Here is a 20,775-nt window from a genome sequence, read left to right on the forward strand (position 1 = left end):
GGTGTCAGCGCAGCTGACGGAGGGGGAGGACGGCGACAAACTCCAGATCATCGCATCCTCCCCCTCCGTTGCCTTCGGCGCCACCTCCCCCTTGCGGGGGAGGATTGGAATTGGCTTGGTTTGTGTGCGCAAGCTGCTCTAGGCTACGGAAAACAAAGGGAAGAACCATGCGCACTTCGTTCCGCATCGCGGCCGCCGCCGCTCTCATGCTCTCGTCCACCATCCTGACCGCCGCGACGCCGCCGCAGAAGCCCGCCGCCGCCGCGCCGGCCAATGCGGAGGACGCCCGCCTCACCGCCTTCCTCGATGCCGAGTTCCAGCAGGAAATCGCCCTGCGCCCCCAACTCGCGACCCAGCTCGGCATGAAGGACGGGCAGGACAAGCTCGACGACATCAGCGACGCCGGCCTGCTCAAGATTCTCGAATGGCGGCGCAGCAGCGTCGCGCGGCTCAAGGCGCAGTTCGATCGCGCGAAGCTCTCGCCCGAGGGGCAGGCCAATTACGACATCTGGGCGCTCGAGCTCGATCGCAACGAGCTCAGCTACAAATATCGCCGCTTCCTGCCGCCCTTCTACAGCTTCCTCTACTCGGTCCACGCCGGGCTTCCCAACTTCATGATCAACACCCATGTCGCGCCCGAAGCCGCTGATATGCGAGCTTATGTCGCCCGGCTGAAGGCGATCCCCGCCGTGCTCGACACCGCAATCGCGCAGAGCAAGCTGGCGACCAAGGACGGCGTCCACGCGCCGAAGTTCGAGATCGAGCGCGTCATCGCCGGCAGCAAGACGATCGTCACCGGCGCCCCCTTCGATACGGCTGCGGACTCCCCGCTCTGGGCCGATGCGCAGACCAAGATCGGCAAGCTCGAAGCCGCCGGCAAGATCGACAAGGCCGCGGCCGACACGCTGCGCGCCGATGCCCGCGCCGCGATCCTCGGCATCGCACCGGCCTATGCCCGCGTCATCGCCTGGGCGCAGGCCGAATTGCCGACCGCGCCCAGCGGCAAGGTTGGCGCGGTGACGATCCCCGGCGGCGCCGACTGGTATGCCGCCGCGCTGAAGATCAACACCACCACCGACATGACCGCGCAGCAGATCCACGACACCGGGCTGAGCGAGGTCAAACGCCTCGAAGCCGCGCAGGACGCGCTCGCCGTCAAGGCCGGCTTCAAGGATCGCGAAGCCTATTATGCCGAGCGTGAACGGCTGTTCCCGCCGACGCCGTGGACCGATGCTTCGCGCGCCGACTATCTCGCCAAATCCAACGCCGCGATCGCACACACGCGCACGCTGCTACCCAAATATTTCAACCTGCTGCCGCAATATAAGATCGAGGTGGTGCGCGAACCGGCGTTCAGCGAGGTGGCGGGCGGCGCCGCCCACGCCTCCGGCCCCAGCCCCGACGGCGTCCGTCCGGGCCGTGTCTATGTCCACCTGCTCGGCAAGGCGGAGGATCCCGCCGCGCTCTACGATCTGATGTGTCACGAGGGCATTCCCGGCCATGTCATGCAGGGCGACATCCAGGTCCGCCAGGCGAGCGGGCCGAAGTTCCGCAAGGCCTATCGCTACGTCGCGTTCGGCGAAGGCTGGGGCCTCTATAGCGAGGCTTTGTGCGCCGAAATGGGCGCCTATCCCGATATCGCCGCCGATTTCATGCGATTGGACGCCGAACTGTTCCGCGCCGCCCGCCTCGTCGTCGACACCGGCATCCACGCGCAGGGATGGAGCGAGGATCAGGCGGTCGATTACATGATGAAGGCCGGCCGCCTCGCCCCCGATCGCGCGCGATCCGAAGTGCGCCGCTACATCACGCTGCCGGGTCAGGCGACCGGCTACAAGATCGGCATGCTCAAGATCATGGAACTGCGCGGCAAGGCCGAAGCGGCACTGGGGCCGAAATTCGACCTCAAGGGCTTCCACGACCTCCTGATCGGCTCCGGCTCGCTCCCCCTCTCCGTCCTCGAACGCCGCGTCGACGACTGGATCGCATCGCGGAAGTAACCGGCGACTGATCCTCCCCCGCAATCGTCACCCCGGAAAACGTCCGGGGTGGCAGGTTGGAAATGTCGGCTTTGGGGTGGAAAGCGGACTGACGGCCTCGAAGTGCGCTTAGCATTCGACTTGTGTGAAAATGTCTTGATGTTCAGAGTACCCAGACGAATCCACCGACGATGAGCGCATAATGACGTTGTATAAAAAAGGATGGCTTTACCAAGGCTGGTGCATCTTCGCGGCGTTAGGGTTTGTCGTGACAGCCCCGCTCATCAGTAGCACATTAGGCATAATTCTGTGTGCAGCATTTATGCTTTCTGGACTGTTGCCCTTAGCATTCCTGCGTTGCCCATCCTGTTCCGTCTCGATATTTCGGATCGGGCCAAAGTTTCTACCCATTTATGCGCTTTGGCCGCAGGAGAATTGCAGCAAGTGCGGTTACAATCTGCGCACTGAATAATGTCCGCAATTGGGGCGGAAGCGGCCCTCCCCCAACCACCGTCACCCCGGGCTTGACCCGGGGTCCAGCTTCTTCTTCCTTCACCAACGCCGGACAAGGCAGCTGGACCCCGGATCAAGTCCGGGGTGACGATTTGGGATTGCCCGCTACTGGGGCGGCAGCCTGACGGCTTACCCCCGCATCCGGCTCACCACCGAACGCTGGGAAAACTCCAGCATCCCCTCGCGACCGAACTCGCTGCCGATGCCCGACTGCTTGGCGCCGGCGAACGGGATGTGCGGGCCGAAATGGGTGTGGTGATTGATCCAGATCGTACCGCTGTCCATCCGCGCCGCGACCGCATCCGCCGCCTCGACGCTTTCGGACCACACCGAACCGCCCAGCCCATATTCGGACGAATTGGCGCGATCGATCACGTCGTCGATCTCGTCGAACGCGATCACCGGCAGGATCGGGGCGAACTGCTCCTCATCGACCAGTGCGGAGCCATCGGCAATGTCGCGCACTAGGGTCGGCTCGACGAAGTAGCCGGCGCCTTCCTTGCGCTTGCCGCCGACGATGATCCGCCCGTCGGCCGCCGCCGCGTCGAGATAGCGGGTCGCCTTCTCGTACTGCATCGCGTTTTGCAGCGGCCCGACGCGCGTCCCCTGTTCCAGCCCGTCGCCGACCGCGAGCTGCCCGACCTCCTCGGCCAGCGCATCGCACATCTGGTCGTAGATCGACCGATGGACGTAGAGCCGCTTGAGCGCGATGCACACCTGCCCCGCGTTGAAGAAGGCGCTGCCCGTCACGCGCTGCGCGGTCTTCTTGATGTCGGCGTCGGGCAGGACGATGCCCGCATCGTTGCCGCCCAGTTCCAGCGTCAGCCGCTTGAGCGATGAGGCAGCCGCCTCCATCACCTTGCGGCCCGTCGCGGTCGATCCGGTGAAGCTCACCTTCGCGACATCCGGATGGTTGGTAAGAACATGACCCAAATCGTTCTTATCGATAACGATATTGACCACACCCGCCGGGAAAATCCGGTTCAGCGCCTCGGCCAGGATCAGCGCCGTCACCGGCGTCGTCGGCGCGGGCTTCCAGATGAAGCTGTTGCCCAGCAGCAGCGCGGGCGCCAGCTTGTACACGCCGATCAGGAACGGGAAATTCCACGGCGTGATCCCCGCGACCACGCCCAGCGGCTTGTAATGCAGTTCGATCAGATAATCGGCATCGTCCTGCACGACTTCGGGATCGAGGCTCTGTTCGCTGAAATAGCGGATGAAGGCGGGCGCGAAGCCGACCTCCATCTGCGCCTCGGCCAGCGGCTTGCCCTGTTCCATCACCAGGGCGCGGGCGATCGTGTCCGCATTGGCATCGATATGGTCGGCGAGTTCGAGCAGCTTGGCGCGCCGATCGGCCAGCGGGGTCGCGGCCCAGCCCTTCTGCGCGCGCTTGGCCGCGGCGATCGCCTCGACGACCTGCGCTTCGGAGGCGCGGGCGACCTTCGTAAAGGTCTCGCCCGTCGCCGGGTTGATGACGTCGAGCGTGTCGTCGCCCGCGATCAGCTTGCCGTCGATCAGCATCTTGTAATCAGCCATCACCCGTCTCCGCTCCAAGGGGTCGCGCCTCTTTCGGGCGTCACATGTCAATGGACGCTCACTTGCGTGACGGAGTCAAGCGCGGGGCGGTCTGATTACGCCATCTCGACGACGATCTTGCCGTGCGTGGCGGGGTCCGAAAGCGCCGCAATCGCATCGCCCCCGCGCTCCAGCGGATAGCGCGCGCTCACCAGCGGCCTGAGCTTCCCCGCGCTGTAGAGATCGAGCAGAGCCGCCATGTTCGCCGCGTTAACCTCCGGCTCGACCTCGGTGAAATGGCCGAAGAACACACCCACCGCCGACGCGCCCTTCAGCAGCAGCAGGTTCGCCGGGATCGCCGCGATCCCCGCCGGGAAACCGACGATCAGCAGCCGCCCGCCCCAGCTCAATCCGCGTACCGCCGCCTCGGTCAGCTCGCCGCCCACCGGATCGATCACCATGTCGATCCCCTCGGGGCAAATCGCCTTCACTTGGCTCGCCAGCGCGCGCTTGCCGTCCTTGTCGAAGGGCCCACGCGGATAGACGAAGCCATCCGCCGCGCCATGATCCTTCGCGACGCGCAGCTTCGCCTCGCTCGAAACGCCCGCCAGCACCCGGAGGCCCAGCGCCGCGCCGATCTCCACCGCCGCCAGGCCCACGCCGCCCGCCGCACCCAGCACCAGCAACGTCTCGCCCGGCTTCGCCGCCGCGCGCTGCACCAGCGCGTGATAGGCGGTGCCATATGTCATGATGAACGACGCGCCATGATCGAACGGCATCGCATCGGGGATCGTCCAGGCGTGGCCCGCAGGCACGACGATCCGATCGGCCAGCCCGCCCCACCCGGTCATCGCCATCACGCGATCGCCGGGCTTGAGCGCGGTAACGCCCGCGCCCACCGCCTCGATCACCCCCGATATCTCGCATCCGGGCGCAAAGGGGCGTTCGGGCTTGTACTGATATTTGTCCTCGATGATCAGGCTGTCGGGATAGTTGATCGAGCAGGCCGCGACCCGGACCAGCACCTCGTCCGCCCCCGCCACCGGATCGGGCGCATCGTCCAGCACCAATGTTTCCGGCCCGCCGGCCGCGTGCGACGTCAACCGGCGCATGGATATCCTCTCCTCATCCTCATCTCGGCCGCTTGCTTGACAGTGCCGTGGGGCGTGGTCAAACCCTCTCAAGTAGGCGGATACTCACAAAAATACCGCCATGATGGGAGAGAGACGGATGCAGGCGACCTTGTCGATCCGGTCCAATGCGCGCCGCCGCGGCGGTGAGATCGCGTTGATGTGCGACGACCGCAGCTTCACCTGGGTCGAGTTGCGCGATCTGATCGCGCGCTTCGCCGCCGTCCTGCGTGATGAGGGGGTGAAGCCGGGGGATCGGGTCGCGATCCTCGCCGACAATTGCGACCTCTATCTCTCCGCCTTCTTCGCGATCCCGTGGGCCGGCGCGATCCTGCTGCCGCTCAACACCCGGCTCAGCCCCGGCGAACTGGTCGAACTGCTCGAAACGGGCGATCCCACCCTGATCCTGTTCGATGCGGGCCGCGCCGATCTGCTCCAACGCACCTTCGATGCGGGCGCGAAGCGCGTCCCCACCCTCGCGATGCGCGGCGAAGCGCGCTCGATCGACGCGCTGCAGGCGAAGGCCGCGCCGATGGAGGATCTGAACCGCCACGGCAACGATCCCGCCAGCATCTTCTTCACCGGCGGCACCACCGGCCGATCGAAGGGCGCGGTGATGACCCACGCCAACCACATGTTCAATTCGCTGGGCATGTGGACCGAACTGGGCGCCGATACCAGCGAGGTGCGCTATCTCCACGCCCCGCCGATGTTCCACGTCGCCGATGCCCTGTTCGTCCACGCCGTCACCGCGATCGGCGGGCGCCACGTCCTGCTGCCGCGCTTCGATGCCGTCGCGGTGATCGACTCGATCGAGCGGCATGCGATCACCGACGTCTATCTGGTCCCCACGATGGTCGGCACCTTCCTCGACGAACTCGAACGCAACCCGCGCACCCTGCCGACGCTGCGCCGCCTCTATTATGGCGCGATGCCGATGCCGGAGGAGGTGGTGCGCCGCTTCATGAAGATGCTGCCCCAATGCGGCCCGATCCAGCTTTATGGCCAGTCGGAGGCGGGGCCGATCCTCACGATGCTGCTCCCCCGCGATCACGACGTGTCGGGCAAGACCACCCGGCTGCGCTCGGCCGGCCTGCCGATGCCGGGGGGCGAGGTCGCGATCCACGATGCGGACGGCAACGAAGTCGAACAGGGCGTCGTCGGCGAAATCGTCGCGCGATCGGGCACCGTCATGCCCGGCTACTGGAACGATCCCGAACAGACCGCCAAGGCGCTGCGCAACGACTGGCTCTATACGGGCGACGGCGGCTACGTTGATGCCGACGGCTTCGTGTACGTCGTCGATCGCATCAAGGACATGATCATCTCGGGCGGCGAGAATATCTATTCGATCGAGGTCGAACGCGCGATTTCGAAGCATCCCGCCGTCTCGCAATGCGCGGTCATCGGCGTCCCCGATCCGCGCTGGGGCGAGCGCGTCCACGCCGCCATCGTCCTGCGCTCGGGCGAGGCTGTGACGACCGAGGAGATGCAGACCCACTGCCGCCAGCATATCGCGGGCTACAAGATTCCCCGCTCGATCGACTGGCGCACCTCGCTCCCCCTCTCCGGCCCCGGCAAGATCCTCAAACGCAAGCTGCGCGACGAGGTGATGGAGGCTCAATCTCCCCTCCCTGCCTAGGGAGGGGCAAGGGGGTGGGTGCGCGCGTCTGCGCGCCAAAAGACTCTCCACCGCTCGACAAAAGAAAAGGCCGGAGGTTCGACCCCCGGTCTTTTCTGACCCACCCCCAACCCCTCCCTGGGCAGGGAGGGGAGTTACGTCACACAACCACCGCCTTCGGCCGAAACCGGCTCGCCACGAACAGCAGCACCGCCGACACGCCCAGCGCGCCGACCATGCTCAGGAACGCCGGATCATAGCTGCCGGCCTTGTCATAGGTGACGTTGGCATAACGGACGAGCGCCGCCGCCACGATCGAGATCACCGGCGTCACGAGTCCCAGTGCGGTGCCATAAGCCCGCGCGCCGAAATAATTGGCGAAGATCATGCTGAACAGCGGGAAGAAGATGCCGTTGCACAGCCCGCCGACCACCGACACCGCCAGCAGCGGGCCATAGCCCACCACCACGGTCAGCCCCGCCATCACCCCGCCGAGCACCAGCGCGCCGCCGATCATCAGCCAGATCTGGTCGATCTTGTCGGCAAAGGTCGCCAGCACCAGCTTGGCGAGCAACGAGATAATCGTCATCGCCGACACCAAAGTCGTCGCCTGGATCAGCGTCAGCCCCTTTTCCTGCCCGAACGGCACGATCGACGTACCGAGCACCTGCGCCACCGCGAACAGCATCGCGCCCGCCGTGCCGATCAGCCAGAAATTGCCCGACGACAACAGCCGGCCCATCGTCCACTGATCGCCCGCATCGCCGCCGTGCGCCACTGCGGTCGCGGCCGGCGCGTCCACCTTCTCGCCCGCGGCCTCCATTTCGCCGGGGGCGGGATGTTCGGGCACCAGCAGGGTCGCGATCGTCAGAACCACGGCCACGATCGCGCCGACGATCATCAGCGCCGATCGCCAGCCATAGGTCTGGATCGCGAAGGCCAACGGCGGCAGGACGAGCAGCCCGCCCAGCCCCTGCCCGATCGCGCCCAGCGCCATCGCGCGGCCACGACGCTTCTCGAACCAGCGCGCGATCAGCGTGAAGCCCAGCAGGTTGCCGCCCGCCGCAAAGCCGAACGCCACCGGCCCGGCGATCAGCACCGCGTCGAGCACCAGGTTTTCCGACAGGCCGACGCCGATCAGCGCCCCGCCGGTCAGGATCGCGGAAAGGATCATCAGCAGGCGGATCGGCACCCGCGTCGTCAGCCGCCCCGCGATCGGCGCGAACACCGCCATGCCCAGCGTCAGCACGACATAGCCGATCGAAATCGTCGCGCGCGAAACCTTCAGATCGTCCGACACCGGCTGCACGAACGCGCCGAAGCCGATCGCCGTGCTGCCCAGGATCAATGTCGATGCCAGCATCGCGAGTGCGACGACCAGCCAGCCGCGATAAAAGCCTGTTCCGCCGACCGGCATATCTATCCCCTCTCCACGGCGCCGTGTCGGCGCTCCTTGGCCTTAGCCTAGACAGGGTATCGGGCGCGGCGCAAACCCTTACTTTCGCATATACGGAAAATATGACGATAAAGCGGAAAGCCGCGCCAAACCGCCAAAAACGGCGTCAGTCGATGCTCTTGCCTTCTTCGGCATAAAGCTGCCGCACCACATCGTCCGAAATGCCGAGGCCCCGCGTGCAGAACAGCACGGCGTCGCGCAACACGGCCTCACGATCGCCCTTGTACGGGGCGACCCGCTGCCCACTCAGATGGTTGATCGACAGCATCCCGCCGACATGCTGGACGAACAGGGTCGCGTTGGTCGGGTCGATCCGCAGGTCGGAAAGAACGCCTTCGTTTGCGACCAGATCGAACACCGCCTCGATCTTGCCCAGCCGGCGCAGGCGCAGCGCGCGGCGGTAGATCAGCTTGGCGTAACGCCCGTCGCCCGCCAGGCTCGCGGTCATCAGCCGGTGGCCGATCGCGCCCTCCCCCCCGTCGCGCAGGTCCATCTCGCGCCCCAGATAGTCGCGAATGCCGCGCACATAATCGAGCGCGGAGGAAACCTCCTGCGGCGATTGCGCCAGTTCGGCATCCTGCAGCTTCATCAGCCGGCGCAGCACCGCGCGGTAGATCGCGGTCTTCGACCGGAAATGGCGATAGAGCAGAGCCTCCGAAACCCCGGCGCGGCGCGCGATGATCTGCGTCGTCGCGGCGGCGAAGCCATGTTCGGCAAAGGCGAAGGCCGCGCCGTCGATGATCTTCTCGCGCCGATCGGCGGCGGGCATGCGTTTCGAACGGGGACGCGGCGTGGTCATCGATCCGTCCTGACCGGCGCGGGGCGGGACTGCAAGCCCGATCGCGGGGAAAAGGCCGGCCCCGCCGTGGCGAAACCGGCCTCCTCTCCAAACTTCCCCGGCGATCGTGTCCGTACCGCCCTCCTGACCATTTCGGAGCCAGGATCAGGACATGCTTTTCATAAACCCGCTCGCCCCGGCCCGAACATGTCCCCGCGTCCCAATGTCCGGGACGGCCAGCCATGCTTTCCGCCGGCATCGCGATTCCGACACATTTCGCCTTCCCGTCAGCATCATCAATGGTTTACGCCCTCGATCTTTCACGCACCGATCGGTGTCGGGCGGGATCGGGATTTGGGGTCGCGATGTCGGTGGATGGTGAAGCGCGCGGGCTGGGGTGGCCCGCGGTCGTCGGCTTGGGCGCCGCGCATTTCTGCCTGTTCGCCGATCGGGCGATCCCGTCGGCCTTCGCGCCCGCGCTGCGCGCCGATTTCGGCCTCACCGATGCGCAGATCGGCCTGCTGATCGGCCCCGCGATGATCCTGCCCTTCGCGGTGGCGACGATCGTTGCGGCGAACTGGCTCGGCCGCGTCTCCGCCTGGACGATCATCACGATCTCGATGCTCGCCTGGTCGCTGGCCAGCGCCACCGGCGCGCTCGCCGCCACCTTTGCCGGGATGGTCGCGGGCCGCATCGCTTTCGGCATCGCACAGGCCGGCTTCGCCCCCGCCGCCGCCTCGCTGCTGTCGCGCTCGATAAAGCCGCCCGCCCCGCTCGCCATATCGGCCTTCACCACCGGCTCCGCCTCGGGCCGCAGCGGCGGGCTGTTGCTCGGCGGCGCGCTGCTCCTCGCCGTCGGCGGCCTTGCCCTCCCCGTCGCGCCGTGGCGGATCGCCAGCCTCGCGCTGCTCATCCCCAACATCCTGCTCGCGCTGATGCTCTGGCGCCTGTCGCGCCGCGCGATCGAGGCACATGTTCCCGCCCCCGGCCTCGGCAGCGGGCTGCGCTGGATCGGATCGGTCCGCACCACCTTCCTCGGCCACATGATCGCATCGGCAGGCATATTGATGATCGCGCAGGCGATCGGCGCGTGGGCGCCGTCGATCCTCAACCGCGAATTCGGCCTGACAACCGCGGGCAGCGCGATGCTCGCCGGGGCCGCCGTCCTGATCGGCGTGCCGATCGGCCATCTCGCCGCCGGCCGCCTCGCGTCGCGCGCACATTTTCTGCGCAGCGGCCCCGCCCCGCTGATGATCGGCGGATCGCTGATCGCTTTTGTCGGCTGCATCGCGCTCCATGCCGCGACCAGCCTTGCGGGCGCCACGATCGCGCTGGTCGTGATGATCGCGGGTGGCGGCGTCGCGGCGGCGACCTCGCTGATCGGCCTGCAACTGATGGTCCCGCCGCGCGAACGGCTGTCGGTCAACGCGCTGTTCCTCGCCGTCACCACCGCCTTCGGCTATGCGATCGGCCCGTGGCTCACCGGCTGGCTCAGCGACGCGATCGAGCATGACGGCCACGCGCTTGCCTTCGCATTGCTCCTGCTCGTCGCGGGCGCGGCGGCCCTGGTCTTCGTCGCCGCCATCTCCGCCTCGGCGGGCTGGCGGCGGCTCGCGGCGGACAACGCATGATCACGCCCCCGCCCGCCACGGACAATCCGCCCGCCCCCGGCGGCGACGGCTTCACCTTTTCCAGCACGGGGCGCGATCCGGACATCGCCTTCGCCGAATATCGGCAGCTTTATGCCAACGGATCGGATGTCGAACGCGTCGACGGCCCCTTTCATGCCGATGTCACCGCATGGCGGCTGGGCAATATGCTGCTGTTCGATCGCCATATCGACGGGCTGATCCACAGCCGCACCGCGCGGGTCGCGTCCGACGGCTTCGATCATTTCGTCCTCTACGCGCTGATCGACGGCGAAATCCTTGGCAGCCCCGAAAGCCGGTTCGAACGCGCGCGCGCCGGCGATATCGTCCTGCTCGATGCCAGCCTGCCCACCCGCACCCAGGCGATCGGCGCGCATTATCTGACGGTCAGCATCGCACGCCATCTGGTGGAGGCGATCGTCGATCATCCCAGCCGCCTGCACGGCACCGTCCTGCCCCCGCCCTCCACCCTGATCCTGATCGATTTCCTCGCCTCGCTCGCGCACCGCGCGCCCGATATCGCGAAGGGGGCGATGCCCAATCTGTCGCGCGTACTGGTCGATCTGCTCGGCATCGCACTCGCCGGCCGATCGCGCCCCGGTTCGGAGACGCGGCAGCAGAACTTCCTGCGGCGTCAGGCGGTCGAAACCTATATCGCGCGCCATCTGGGCGATCGCCGCCTGTCGGCCGAGACGATCGGCGAAGCGACCGGCATTTCGCGCTCCTCGCTCTACCGGCTCTACGATCGGCAGGGCGGGATCGCGCGACTGATCCAGCTGCGCCGGCTCGATGCGGTGCGCGCCGCGATCGAGGCGGGATCGACCGCCAGCCTCTCCGAACTCGCCCAGCATTATGGCTTTGCGAGCGAGGCGCATATGAGCCGCGTCTTTTCCGAAGTGAACGGCCGGGCGCCGGGCGCCTATCGCCGCGAAGTGCAGGCGACTCCGGACGAAGGCGTCCTCACCGCGCGCCGCCGCTGGATCGGATGGATGAGCGAATTATCCTAAGGGCCATTTGGCGTCCCCCAACATCACCATCTGCTTTCCCCGCGAAAAGCCCCGATACCCCATAGTTGACCTAAACGGAGAACTCTCCGATACGAATCGGCGAGCGGTCGCTTCGGCCGCATCGCCAATTCTGTTATCGTGTCATCCGTCCGGCTCGGGAGGTCGGGCGGCCAGTGGAGAGGCTGCGATGAGCTACAATATCCTGATCAAGAACGGCACCGTCATCGACGGGCAGAACAAGCCGGCTTTCAAGGCGGACGTGCGCGTTTCCGGCGGCAAGATCGTCAAGGTCGCGCCCACCATCGAACGCGAAGGCGTCGAGCGCGTGGTCGACGCCACCGGCTGCTATGTGACCCCCGGCTTCATCGAAACTCACAATCACTATGACGCGCCGATGTGGTGGATGCCCAACATGTTCCCGCTGCCGGGCTATGGCATCACCACCACCGTCAACGGCAATTGCGGCTTCGGCGCCGCGCCGGTCCACCACACGAAGGAAGCCAAGGATGCCATGATCGGCATCTTCTCCTTCTTCGAAGATATCCCGCTCGAACCGTTCCACTCGCAGCTGCCGTGGGATTGGAAGACCTGGGGCGAATATCGCGACTCGATGCTGCGCAACCTCAAGGTTCCGATCAATTTCGAGTTCTTCTGCGGCCACCAGGCGCTCCGCCTCGCCGCGATGGGCATCGACGCGACCAAGCGCGCCGCCAATGCCGAAGAAATCCGCGTGATGGCCGATATGCTGCGTGAGGCTCTCCGCGCCGGCGCGTGCGGCTTCTCGTCGAACACGATGGACTATGATGGGCAGGGCAATCCCGTCCCGTCGCTGCTGGCCGACGACGCCGAATTCTCGGCCCTGTTCGACGTGCTCGACGAATTCCCCGGCAAGACGTTCGAAGTCATCATTTCGATCTTCCAGCGTTTCACGGGTGTCGAAGACATGCAGCGCCTCGTGCCGCTGGTGAAGGATCGCAAGTTCAAGACCCAGTGGGCCGGCGTCCCCACCCTCACCTATCAGCTCGGCAAGGTCGCCCCGCTGGTCGAGGAGCATGAGCGTTACAAGGCCGAGGGCTATCCGCTCTACACCGGCTTCACCCACGTCGCGCCGGCGACGATGATCAACTTCAATTCGCCGCTCACTTTCGGCCAGACCAACCTGCTCGCGTGGGTCGAGGTCGCCGAGGAGACGAATCTCGCGAAGAAGCTCGAACTGCTCCAGTCCGAGGAATGGCGCGAGCGTGCCCGCCAGTCGTGGGAGGAGATGTATCCGCAGGCGATGTTCCGTCGCCCCGAAGCGGTCATCATGCGCGACAGCCAGTATCGCGTCGGGCCATACGGCTCGGAAGTCACCTTCCAGGACGTGATCGACGCCCGCAAGGACAATGCCCATCCGTCGGACGTTCTGGCCGATTGGGTGCTCGAAAACGGCATCGGCTCGACGCTCGGCTACGGCATGCAGAAGGCGTCGATGGAACAGATCATCAACCTGTTCAAGGATGAGAACGCGCTCGGCAACATCTCGGACTCGGGCGCCCACGCCCAGATGCTGTGCGGCATCGGCGATCACATCAACATGATCACCACCTTCGCCCGCGACAATGATTGGCTGACGATCGAACAGGCGGTTTACAACCTGACCGGCAAGCTCGCGAACTTCTTCGGCTTCACCGATCGCGGCCACATCGCCGTCGGCAAGACCGCCGACATCGCGATCTGGGACATCAACGAAGTCGAGCGTCGCCCGATGATCAAGGAGTTTGACGTGCCGGACGGCTCGGGCGGCCGCAGCTACCGCTACACCCGCGACGCCGCGCCGATGCGGATGACGCTGGTTCATGGCGAGCCGATCTTCGACGGCGGCAGCTTCACCGGCGCCTATCCGGGCCGCATCGCCGGCCACGAAACCCACGAAGCCTTCGCCCAGGCGGCGGAGTAAGAGACGCTTAAAATCCTCCCCCGCCAGGGGGAGGTGTCAGCGCATGCTGACGGAGGGGGAGGATGCGGTGAGCCACGAGTTCGCCGTGTCCTCCCCCTCCGTCGCTTTCAGCGCCACCTCCCCCTGGCGGGGGAGGACCAAAAACAGACGGTCCTCCCCCGGAGGGGGAGGGGGACCGGCGCAGCCGGTGGAGGGGTATTCTCCACACGCACCACGCCCCGCTGCCGACCAATACCTCTCCACCACGCCTTCGGCGCGGTCCCCCTCTCCCTCCGGGAGAGGATCTGCCGCACACACATATTGACCTATCGTGCAAAATTGTGGCCTATGGAAAGCATAGGAGAGACACAAGAATGCACGCGCCCGCCGATTCCCCCGCGTCCACGCCGGACAGCGCCGCTTACCCCTCGCCCGCAATGGGCTGGCTCACGGTCGCGATCCTCTTCCTGCTCTACATATTGTCGCTGACCGACCGGAACATCATGGCGCTGATGGTCGGCCCGATCAAAGCCGATCTGGGCCTCTCCGATCTGCAGATCAGCCTGCTGCAAGGCCCCGCCTTCGCCTTCCTCTTCTGCATCTGCGCGCTGCCCGTCGGCATGGCGCTCGATCGCTACAGCCGCCGCGTGATCCTGTGGCTGTCGGTCACGATCTGGAGCATCGCCGCCGCCTCGTGCGGTCTCGCTTCCAGCTTCGCGATGCTCGCCATTTCGCGCGCGGGCGTCGGCGTCGGCGAATCGGGCTTCTCGACCGGCAGCTATTCGGTGGTGGGGGACAGCTTCCCGCCGCACAAGGTCGGCCTCGCCATGTCGATCTTCATCATGGGCGGTGTGATGGGCGCGGGCGTCGTGTTCCTCGTCGGCGGGCCGATCGTCTCGGCGGTGATGCAGGGCGGCGGCTCGGTCTGGCCGGTCTTCGGCCTCCTCCAACCCTGGCAGGAGGTGTTCATCATCACCGGCGCGCCCGGCATCCTGCTCGCCCTCCTCGTCTTCCTGTTCCGCGAACCCATCCGCCGCAAGAAGACGCAGATCGACGAAGGCGCCGGCTATGGCGAGGCGTGGACCTTCCTGAAGGCGCACAAGCCGCTCGCGGTCGCCACTTTCCTCGGCTTCGGCCTCACCTATGCCTGCACGATCGGCTTCCAGCTCTGGACCCCGTCTTACCTCGCCCGCGTCCACGGCTGGACGCCCGCGCAGGTCGGCCCGGTCCTCGGCGTCACCCAGATCCTCGCCGCCGCGCTCATGCCGGTCCACGGCTGGGCGGTCGATAAATTGTTCAAGTCCGGCCGTCGCGACGCGCACCTGCTGTGGTGCATGGGCGCGGTGCTGATCGCCGCCCCGCTCGGCATCGGCGCCTTCCTGGTGTCGAACCCGTGGCTCACCGTCGTTCTCTACGGCCTGTTCATGGCGCTCGTCCTCGCCGCCGCCAGCATGGGGCCGACGGTGGTGCAGGTCGTCACCGCTCCCCGCCTGCGCGGCCGCGTCTCGGCGCTCTACGTCCTCGTCACCGGCCTGATCGCGCTTGCGGGCGGCCCCGCGACCGTGGGCCTCATCACCGACAAGGTGCTGGGCGACGAAAAGCTGGTGGGCATGTCGCTCGTCATCACCATATTCGTCGTGCTGCTCCCCTCGGCACTGCTGTTCGCGCTCGGCCGCCGCTCGATGCGGAATGCCGTCGAAGCGCTTTGATGTTTGCCGCGATTTCCGAGCCGGCAGTTGCAAGCAACCGCCTCGAAATCGCTCTGTAAGGATTTTAAAATGACCGATCACGCCGCCCTCATCGCGGGCACGCCCAAGGGTCTCCTGATCGACGGCCAGTTCGTCGACTCCATCTCGGGCGAGCGTTTCGACACGCTCAATCCCAACACCGGCACCAAGCTGGCCGACATTCCGCTGGGCAGCGAAGCCGACGTCGATCGCGCCGTCGTCGCCGCGCGCCGCGCGCTGGAGGGCAGCTGGGCCAAGGTGAAGCCGGCCGAGCGTCAGGCGATGCTCCTGCGTCTTGCCGACCTGATCGATCGCGACTTCGACGATCTCGCCCTGCTCGACACGCTGGAAATGGGCCGCCCGATCACCGCCGCGCGCGGCCTGCGCGATCTCGTCCTCCGCGCGATCCGCCACTTCGCCGGCCTCGCCACCGCGATCCACGGTGAGACGATCCACAACTCCGCACCCGTCGACCTGTTCACCTATACGGTGCGCGAACCGATCGGCGTCGTCGGCGCGATCATCCCGTGGAACGGCCCGCTGTTCAGCGCGGTGTGGAAGATCGCCCCCGCCCTCGCCGCGGGCTGCACCGTCGTGCTCAAGCCCGCCGAGGACGCCTCGCTCAGCCCCCTCGCCTTCGGCAAGCTGTGTCTCGAAGCCGGCATCCCTGCCGGCGTCGTCAACATCGTCACCGGCATGGGCGCCACCGGCGCGGCACTCTCCAACCACCCCGACATCGACAAGATCAGCTTCACCGGAAGCTGCGAGACCGGGCAGCGGATCATCCAGGCGTCGGCCGGCAGCGTGAAGCGCGTGACGATGGAGCTGGGCGGCAAGTCCCCAAACATCATCTTCAACGACGCCGATCTCACCCGCGCCATCCCCGCCGCCGCGATCGGCGTGTTCAACAATTCGGGGCAGGTCTGCGCCGCCGGCACCCGCCTGTTCGTACAGCGCGGTGTGTATGAGGAGGTCGTCGCCGGCGTCGCCGCCTTCGCCTCCGCGATGAAGATCGGCCCCAGCCTCGATCCCACGACGCAGGTCGGCCCGCTCGTCTCGGCCAAGCAATATACGCGCGTGCAGGACTATCTCGATCACGGCCCGACCGAGGGCGCCCGCCTCGTCACCGGCGGCGCGCGCGTCACCGATGGCGGCCTCGACACCGGCCACTGGGTTGCCCCCACCGTCTTCGCCGACGTCAATGACGAGATGCGCATCGCGCGCGAGGAGATCTTCGGCCCCGTCGCATCGATCATGGTGTTCGACACGCAGGAAGAGGTGATCGCCCGCGCCAACGCATCGCGCTTCGGCCTCGCGGGTGGCGTGTGGACCAAGGACATCACCGTCGGCCTCTCGACCGCCAACCGGATCAAGTCCGGCACCGTCTGGGTGAATCACTATTTCGCGATGGACCCCTCGGTCCCCTTCGGCGGCTACAAGATGTCCGGCTTCGGCCGCGAAGGCGGCTACGAGCATGTCGCGAGCTACCTCAACACCAAGAGCATCTGGGTGCGGATGGACTGACCTGAATCGATCCTCCCCGGCACGGGGAGGGGGACCATGCGGAGCATGGTGGAGGGGGCAGGAGACCGGGCGCAACGCCTTGCCTCCTGCCCCCTCCGTCGCCTTCGGCGCCACCTCCCCGAAACGGGGAGGATCTTCACTCTTGACGAAATGAACCATTTGGGTTATCCACTCCACCATCCTCTCGCCCGATCAGCCTGGGGATACAGGACCGGCCCGGAGCAGAGCTCGCTCCGCCACCGGGCCGTGACAGGTCGGCGCGAAGTCATCCGGTTTCAGAAGCGGATGCGCATCGCTTCTCGCCGGCATGTGCTGGACGAACCCGCCGGCAGGCGGAGGCGATACGAGGTTTCGAAGGGAAGACAGGGCCGATCCACTGTCGTGGCGACACGACATCCCGGGTAGCCCCGACCGGAAAGACCGCGTCTCGCCCCCAATCGCCGGGGCCGCTCTATCGAGGAGCGGCAGCAGCCAATCGCAGGACCGCATCCCCTGGCCTGGTGACAGCAGGCTAAGCATGTCGGTTCGGTCGGCCCCAGCCATGCCCGCACCACTGACCCTTGAGTTACCCAACGTCCGGGTGCCCTTTTGGCAGGACGCACCGACCTTCACCTGTCCTGATTCTACGCCACGAATCCGTCCCCACTCCGTCGCCCCAGCGAAGGCTGGGGCCTATCTCTGCCGTGGCAAACGGCACCGTGGAGATGAGAGACATAGGCCCCAGCCTTCGCTGGGGCGACGGAAGAGAGGGAAGCGCCCCTATCTTCACCTCGTCATTGCGAGGCGCCGAAGGCGACGCGGCAATCCACTCCGCAGTTCGGAATGGATTGCCGCGTCGCCGCAAGCGGCTCCTCGCAATAACGAGGGAGAGGACGACGTCACCTCACCCACGTCGTGGGATCACCGCGGGATCTTGTGCCCCATCTCGTCCCCACCCTTGTTCAGGAAGAATTCGAGCTGCTTCGCCCGGAAGCCCGGCACCGCCTTGATCTCAGTATCGACCACCAAAGGCGCGGCGTTCGGGGTCTGGTAACGCGGCCATGCGGGCAGGCCGGTCCCGTTCGGATCGCCCGCCTTGATGAAGTTGACCAGATATCCCTGCATCGTCTGCGACACCTTCAGGTCGGCCGGCGCCGTGCCCTTGGGCGTGCCGAAGAAATAGGGCATGTCTCCACAATGCGGCACGCCGGGCTTCTTGCCCTGATCGGCCTGATCGACATAGGCGAAGTGATAGCCCCACGATGGCAGGCCCGCCTTGTCGGCCATCCCCGAAACGCCCATCGCGGCGGACGTGAAGATAAAGTCGGTCTGCACCTGGCGCAGCAGTTCGGCATCGCTCAGCTTCTGCCCCTCGGCCTCTTCGTAGATGGGGCGCAGCGCATCGACATCGACGCCGAAGCGCGTCTTGAGCGTTTCCTTGTCGAAGCCCATCAGCCCGAACACGCTCGCCTCGTCGCTCGTCGAGCCCGAGAACAGCGGCACCTTCGTCACCGCGCCGGTCGCGAACGCCTCGGCCGTGCCGATCGGCAGCAGCGTGCCATCGACCACCGCACCGAACTCCGGCGCACCTGGATCGCCCGCCAGCACCTGCGCCGGCGTCAGCTTGCGCAGCTTCGCCAGCGCCGCCGCATCGGTCCCCTGAATGCCGGTGCGATCGGCGAAGGCCACGCCCTGCTTCTCCGCGACCTCGAGCGACCGGCTCGCGTTGAACACGCCGCCGCCCGAATGGACGCTGGCCTTGGCGAACAGCCCCTTGGCCGAGGGCGCGACGAGCAGCTGGTTCACGCTCGATCCGCCCGCCGAACAGCCCAGGATCGTCACGTTCGACGGATCGCCGCCGAACTTGTCGATGTTGCGCCGAACCCAGCCGAGCGCCGCGATCTGGTCCATCAGCCAGAAGTTGGCCGTCGCGCCGCCTTTGGCCTCCGCCGTCAGCGCCGGATGCGCGAAAAAGCCCATGCGGCCGACGCGATAGTTGGGCGACACCAGCACGATGCCCTGCTTCACGATCGCCGCAGCACCACCATCGGCCAGATAGCGCCCCGACCCGAACGCAAAAGCGCCACCGTGGATCGACACCAGCACCGGCAGCTTCTTCGCGCCCACCTCGGGCGTCACGACGCTGAGCGTCAGGCAGTTTTCGGACTGCGGCCCGACTTCCTTCGCGCGGGCGGGCTGGATGCAGTTGTCGCCAAACTGGCTCGCGTCGCGCACGCCCTTCCACGCCTTGGCCGGCGCCGGCGCCTTCCAGCGGCCTTCGCCCACCGGCGGCGCGGCAAAGGGGATGCCGCGATACGAATAGCCTTCGGGCACGTCGATGCCCTTCACCTGGCCCAGATCGGTCGTGACGACGGGTGCGGCTGCATTGGCGACAGTCCCCAGCAGGGCCGTCAGCGCGATCCCGTTCTTCCACTTCGTCATGCACCCATCTCCTTCAGTGCGCGTCGCCGCGCCATCGTTACGATCACCACGCCGGCGAGCGTCATCAGCCCGCCGATCACCATCGACGCCGTCACCGGCGTTCCGAACATCCAGTGCGATGCCGCCACCGACACGACCGGCGCGGCGAGCGTCAGCGGCATGACCGCCGACAGCGGGTGGCGGCCCAGCAGCCACGCCATCCCGCCCTGCCCCGCCAGCGTCGCGCCCAGCACCGAGAAAGCGAGCCACGCGAGTGGCGCGAACGGCAGACCCGGCAGCTTCGCCAGCACCCCCGGCTCCAGCACCAGCGACATCGGCAGGAGCAGTGCGGTGCCCATCAGCCCGGTCCAGAAATAGAGCGTCATCACAGGCACGCCGGCCAGTTGCCGCTGGACGAGCGAACTCGTCCCCCACGCGGTCGCGGCGAGCAGCATCAGCAGCAGTCCCGGCAGTTCGCCGAAGATGCGCGGATCGAACATCAGCACGACGATGCCGACGATCGCGACCGCGACCCCGGCCAGCTGCGCACGGTTCATCCGTTCCTTCAGGATCACCGCGCCCAGCACCAGCGCGATCGGCACCGCCATCTGCCCGACGATCGCCAGCGCACCGACATTGGTCGCGACCTTGAGCGCGAGGTTCAGGAACAGCAGGAACAGCCCGCCGGTGATCAGCCCGAACAGCGCCAGCGCCCTCACGCGTCCCGGCGGCGGCCGCATCCACGGCGCGCAGATGAGCCCGACGATCGCGAGCCGCGCGGCGCCTGCGGTGAAGGGAGCGAGCGCGCCCACCGTCACCTTCATCGCGATGATGTTCATCCCCCACAGGATGTTCATCGCGGCGGCGACGGAGAGGTCGAGAGGGCCGAACGGCACCGCCGGTTGTTCCCCGGCGGTGCGCGGCGTCACTTCTGGTCCCCGGTCAGGTCTGCGTAGCTCGGGCGGGTCATCTGGAACAGGTCGGTCCCGCGCTCATACCAGCCCGCGCCGTGGGTGCGCGCGATCAGCTGCATCGCGGGCGTATCGAGGTGCATCCGCTCCGCATTCAGGATGAACTCGTCCTTGATATGCGCGACCAGGATTTCGGCGATCACCACCGTCTGGCCCGGATAATCGAGCAGATCGCGCACCCGGCATTCGAAATTGACCGGCGCGCTCGCGATCAGCGGCGGCGCCACGACCGATGCGGGCGCGGTGCCGATCCCGAACATCGCGAGTTCGTCGACGCCGCGCGGGCTGTCGGTCGCGGTCTTGTTCATCGCCTCGGCATCATGTTCCGCCACCAGCGCGATCACGAAATCCGGCCGCGCGCGGATATAGGCGGCGGTGTCCTTGTCCTGCCCCTTGATCTTCATCAGGCCCAGCACGATCATCGCCGGATCGCTGCCCAGCGCGTTGAAGAAGCTGTGCGGCGCGGCGTTGGGCTTGCCCTCCTCATCCAGCGTCACCGTCCACGCGATCGGGCGCGGCGTCACCGTCGAGTTCATGATGTTGTAGCGCGCGCCAAAGGGCGTCGCGGCCATGTCGATCTGCATCCC

General features: G+C 66.6%; 14 protein-coding genes. 7 read left to right on the top strand and 7 right to left on the bottom strand.

The genetic code is table 11. The features are described from left to right. The first annotated feature begins 167 nt into the window (after positions 1 to 167). On the top strand, positions 168 to 2,000 hold the full coding sequence (locus EOD43_RS13225; RefSeq protein ID WP_164857224.1) for a DUF885 domain-containing protein: 1,833 nt from the start codon (positions 168 to 170) through the stop codon (positions 1,998 to 2,000). Positions 2,001 to 2,621: 621 nt separating this feature from the next. Here the strand turns inward: EOD43_RS13225 and EOD43_RS13230 are convergent. After that, on the bottom strand, positions 2,622 to 4,028 hold the full coding sequence (locus tag EOD43_RS13230) for an aldehyde dehydrogenase family protein (protein ID WP_127744316.1): 1,407 nt from the start codon (positions 4,026 to 4,028) through the stop codon (positions 2,622 to 2,624). A gap of 95 nt (positions 4,029 to 4,123) precedes the next feature. After that, the gene (locus EOD43_RS13235) at positions 4,124 to 5,119 is read right to left on the bottom strand and encodes an NADPH:quinone oxidoreductase family protein (RefSeq protein ID WP_127744317.1); all 996 of its coding nucleotides are present in this window, start codon (positions 5,117 to 5,119) and stop codon (positions 4,124 to 4,126) included. A 100-nt stretch (positions 5,120 to 5,219) separates the two neighbouring features. Here EOD43_RS13235 and EOD43_RS13240 point away from each other — a divergent pair, with 100 nt between their 5' ends. After that, positions 5,220 to 6,779, top strand: a complete 1,560-nt coding sequence (locus EOD43_RS13240) for an acyl-CoA synthetase (protein WP_127744318.1) — start codon at positions 5,220 to 5,222, stop codon at positions 6,777 to 6,779. Positions 6,780 to 6,918: 139 nt separating this feature from the next. On the opposite strand, the gene EOD43_RS13245 is transcribed toward EOD43_RS13240, so the two are convergent. Both EOD43_RS13245 and EOD43_RS13250 read right to left on the bottom strand, forming a co-directional pair. Then, positions 6,919 to 8,175 (bottom strand): MFS transporter, encoded by a 1,257-nt coding sequence (locus EOD43_RS13245; protein ID WP_127744319.1) that lies wholly within the window; start codon positions 8,173 to 8,175, stop codon positions 6,919 to 6,921. A gap of 145 nt (positions 8,176 to 8,320) precedes the next feature. Beyond that, complete coding sequence (locus EOD43_RS13250; RefSeq protein WP_127744320.1) at positions 8,321 to 9,013, bottom strand: TetR/AcrR family transcriptional regulator; 693 nt, start codon at positions 9,011 to 9,013, stop codon at positions 8,321 to 8,323. A 344-nt stretch (positions 9,014 to 9,357) separates the two neighbouring features. Here EOD43_RS13250 and EOD43_RS13255 point away from each other — a divergent pair, with 344 nt between their 5' ends. From EOD43_RS13255 to EOD43_RS13280, 5 genes are all read left to right on the top strand, one after another. Beyond that, positions 9,358 to 10,623 carry an MFS transporter gene (locus tag EOD43_RS13255; RefSeq protein ID WP_164857225.1) on the top strand — a complete coding sequence of 422 codons (1,266 nt, stop codon included), beginning with the start codon at positions 9,358 to 9,360 and terminating at the stop codon, positions 10,621 to 10,623. Beyond that, entirely contained in the window at positions 10,620 to 11,648 is a 1,029-nt protein-coding gene (locus EOD43_RS13260) for a helix-turn-helix domain-containing protein (RefSeq protein WP_127744322.1), read from the top strand. The genes EOD43_RS13255 and EOD43_RS13260 overlap by 4 nt, the downstream gene beginning before the upstream one ends. Positions 11,649 to 11,835: 187 nt before the next feature. After that, positions 11,836 to 13,587, top strand: a complete 1,752-nt coding sequence (locus EOD43_RS13265) for an N-acyl-D-amino-acid deacylase family protein (protein ID WP_127744323.1) — start codon at positions 11,836 to 11,838, stop codon at positions 13,585 to 13,587. Positions 13,588 to 13,940: 353 nt separating this feature from the next. Next, positions 13,941 to 15,275 (top strand): MFS transporter, encoded by a 1,335-nt coding sequence (locus EOD43_RS13275; RefSeq protein ID WP_240653177.1) that lies wholly within the window; start codon positions 13,941 to 13,943, stop codon positions 15,273 to 15,275. A 69-nt stretch (positions 15,276 to 15,344) separates the two neighbouring features. Further along, positions 15,345 to 16,817: an aldehyde dehydrogenase family protein gene (locus EOD43_RS13280; RefSeq protein WP_127744325.1), complete on the top strand. Its 1,473-nt coding sequence runs from the start codon at positions 15,345 to 15,347 to the stop codon at positions 16,815 to 16,817. Between the two features lie 900 nt (positions 16,818 to 17,717). Here the strand turns inward: EOD43_RS13280 and EOD43_RS13285 are convergent. Genes EOD43_RS13285 through EOD43_RS13295 form a run of 3 tightly spaced genes read right to left on the bottom strand, consistent with a single transcriptional unit; the run spans position 17,718 to position 20,772 of the window. After that, positions 17,718 to 19,238, bottom strand: a complete 1,521-nt coding sequence (locus EOD43_RS13285; protein ID WP_127744326.1) for a carboxylesterase/lipase family protein — start codon at positions 19,236 to 19,238, stop codon at positions 17,718 to 17,720. Continuing rightward, on the bottom strand, positions 19,235 to 20,146 hold the full coding sequence (locus tag EOD43_RS13290; protein WP_240653178.1) for a DMT family transporter: 912 nt from the start codon (positions 20,144 to 20,146) through the stop codon (positions 19,235 to 19,237). The genes EOD43_RS13285 and EOD43_RS13290 overlap by 4 nt, the downstream gene beginning before the upstream one ends. Next, on the bottom strand, positions 20,143 to 20,772 hold the full coding sequence (locus EOD43_RS13295) for a flavin reductase family protein (protein WP_127744327.1): 630 nt from the start codon (positions 20,770 to 20,772) through the stop codon (positions 20,143 to 20,145). The genes EOD43_RS13290 and EOD43_RS13295 overlap by 4 nt, the downstream gene beginning before the upstream one ends. Positions 20,773 to 20,775: the final 3 nt, after the last annotated feature.

The sequence above is a fragment of the Sphingomonas crocodyli genome (assembly GCF_004005865.1).
Classification (GTDB): domain Bacteria; phylum Pseudomonadota; class Alphaproteobacteria; order Sphingomonadales; family Sphingomonadaceae; genus Rhizorhabdus; species Rhizorhabdus crocodyli.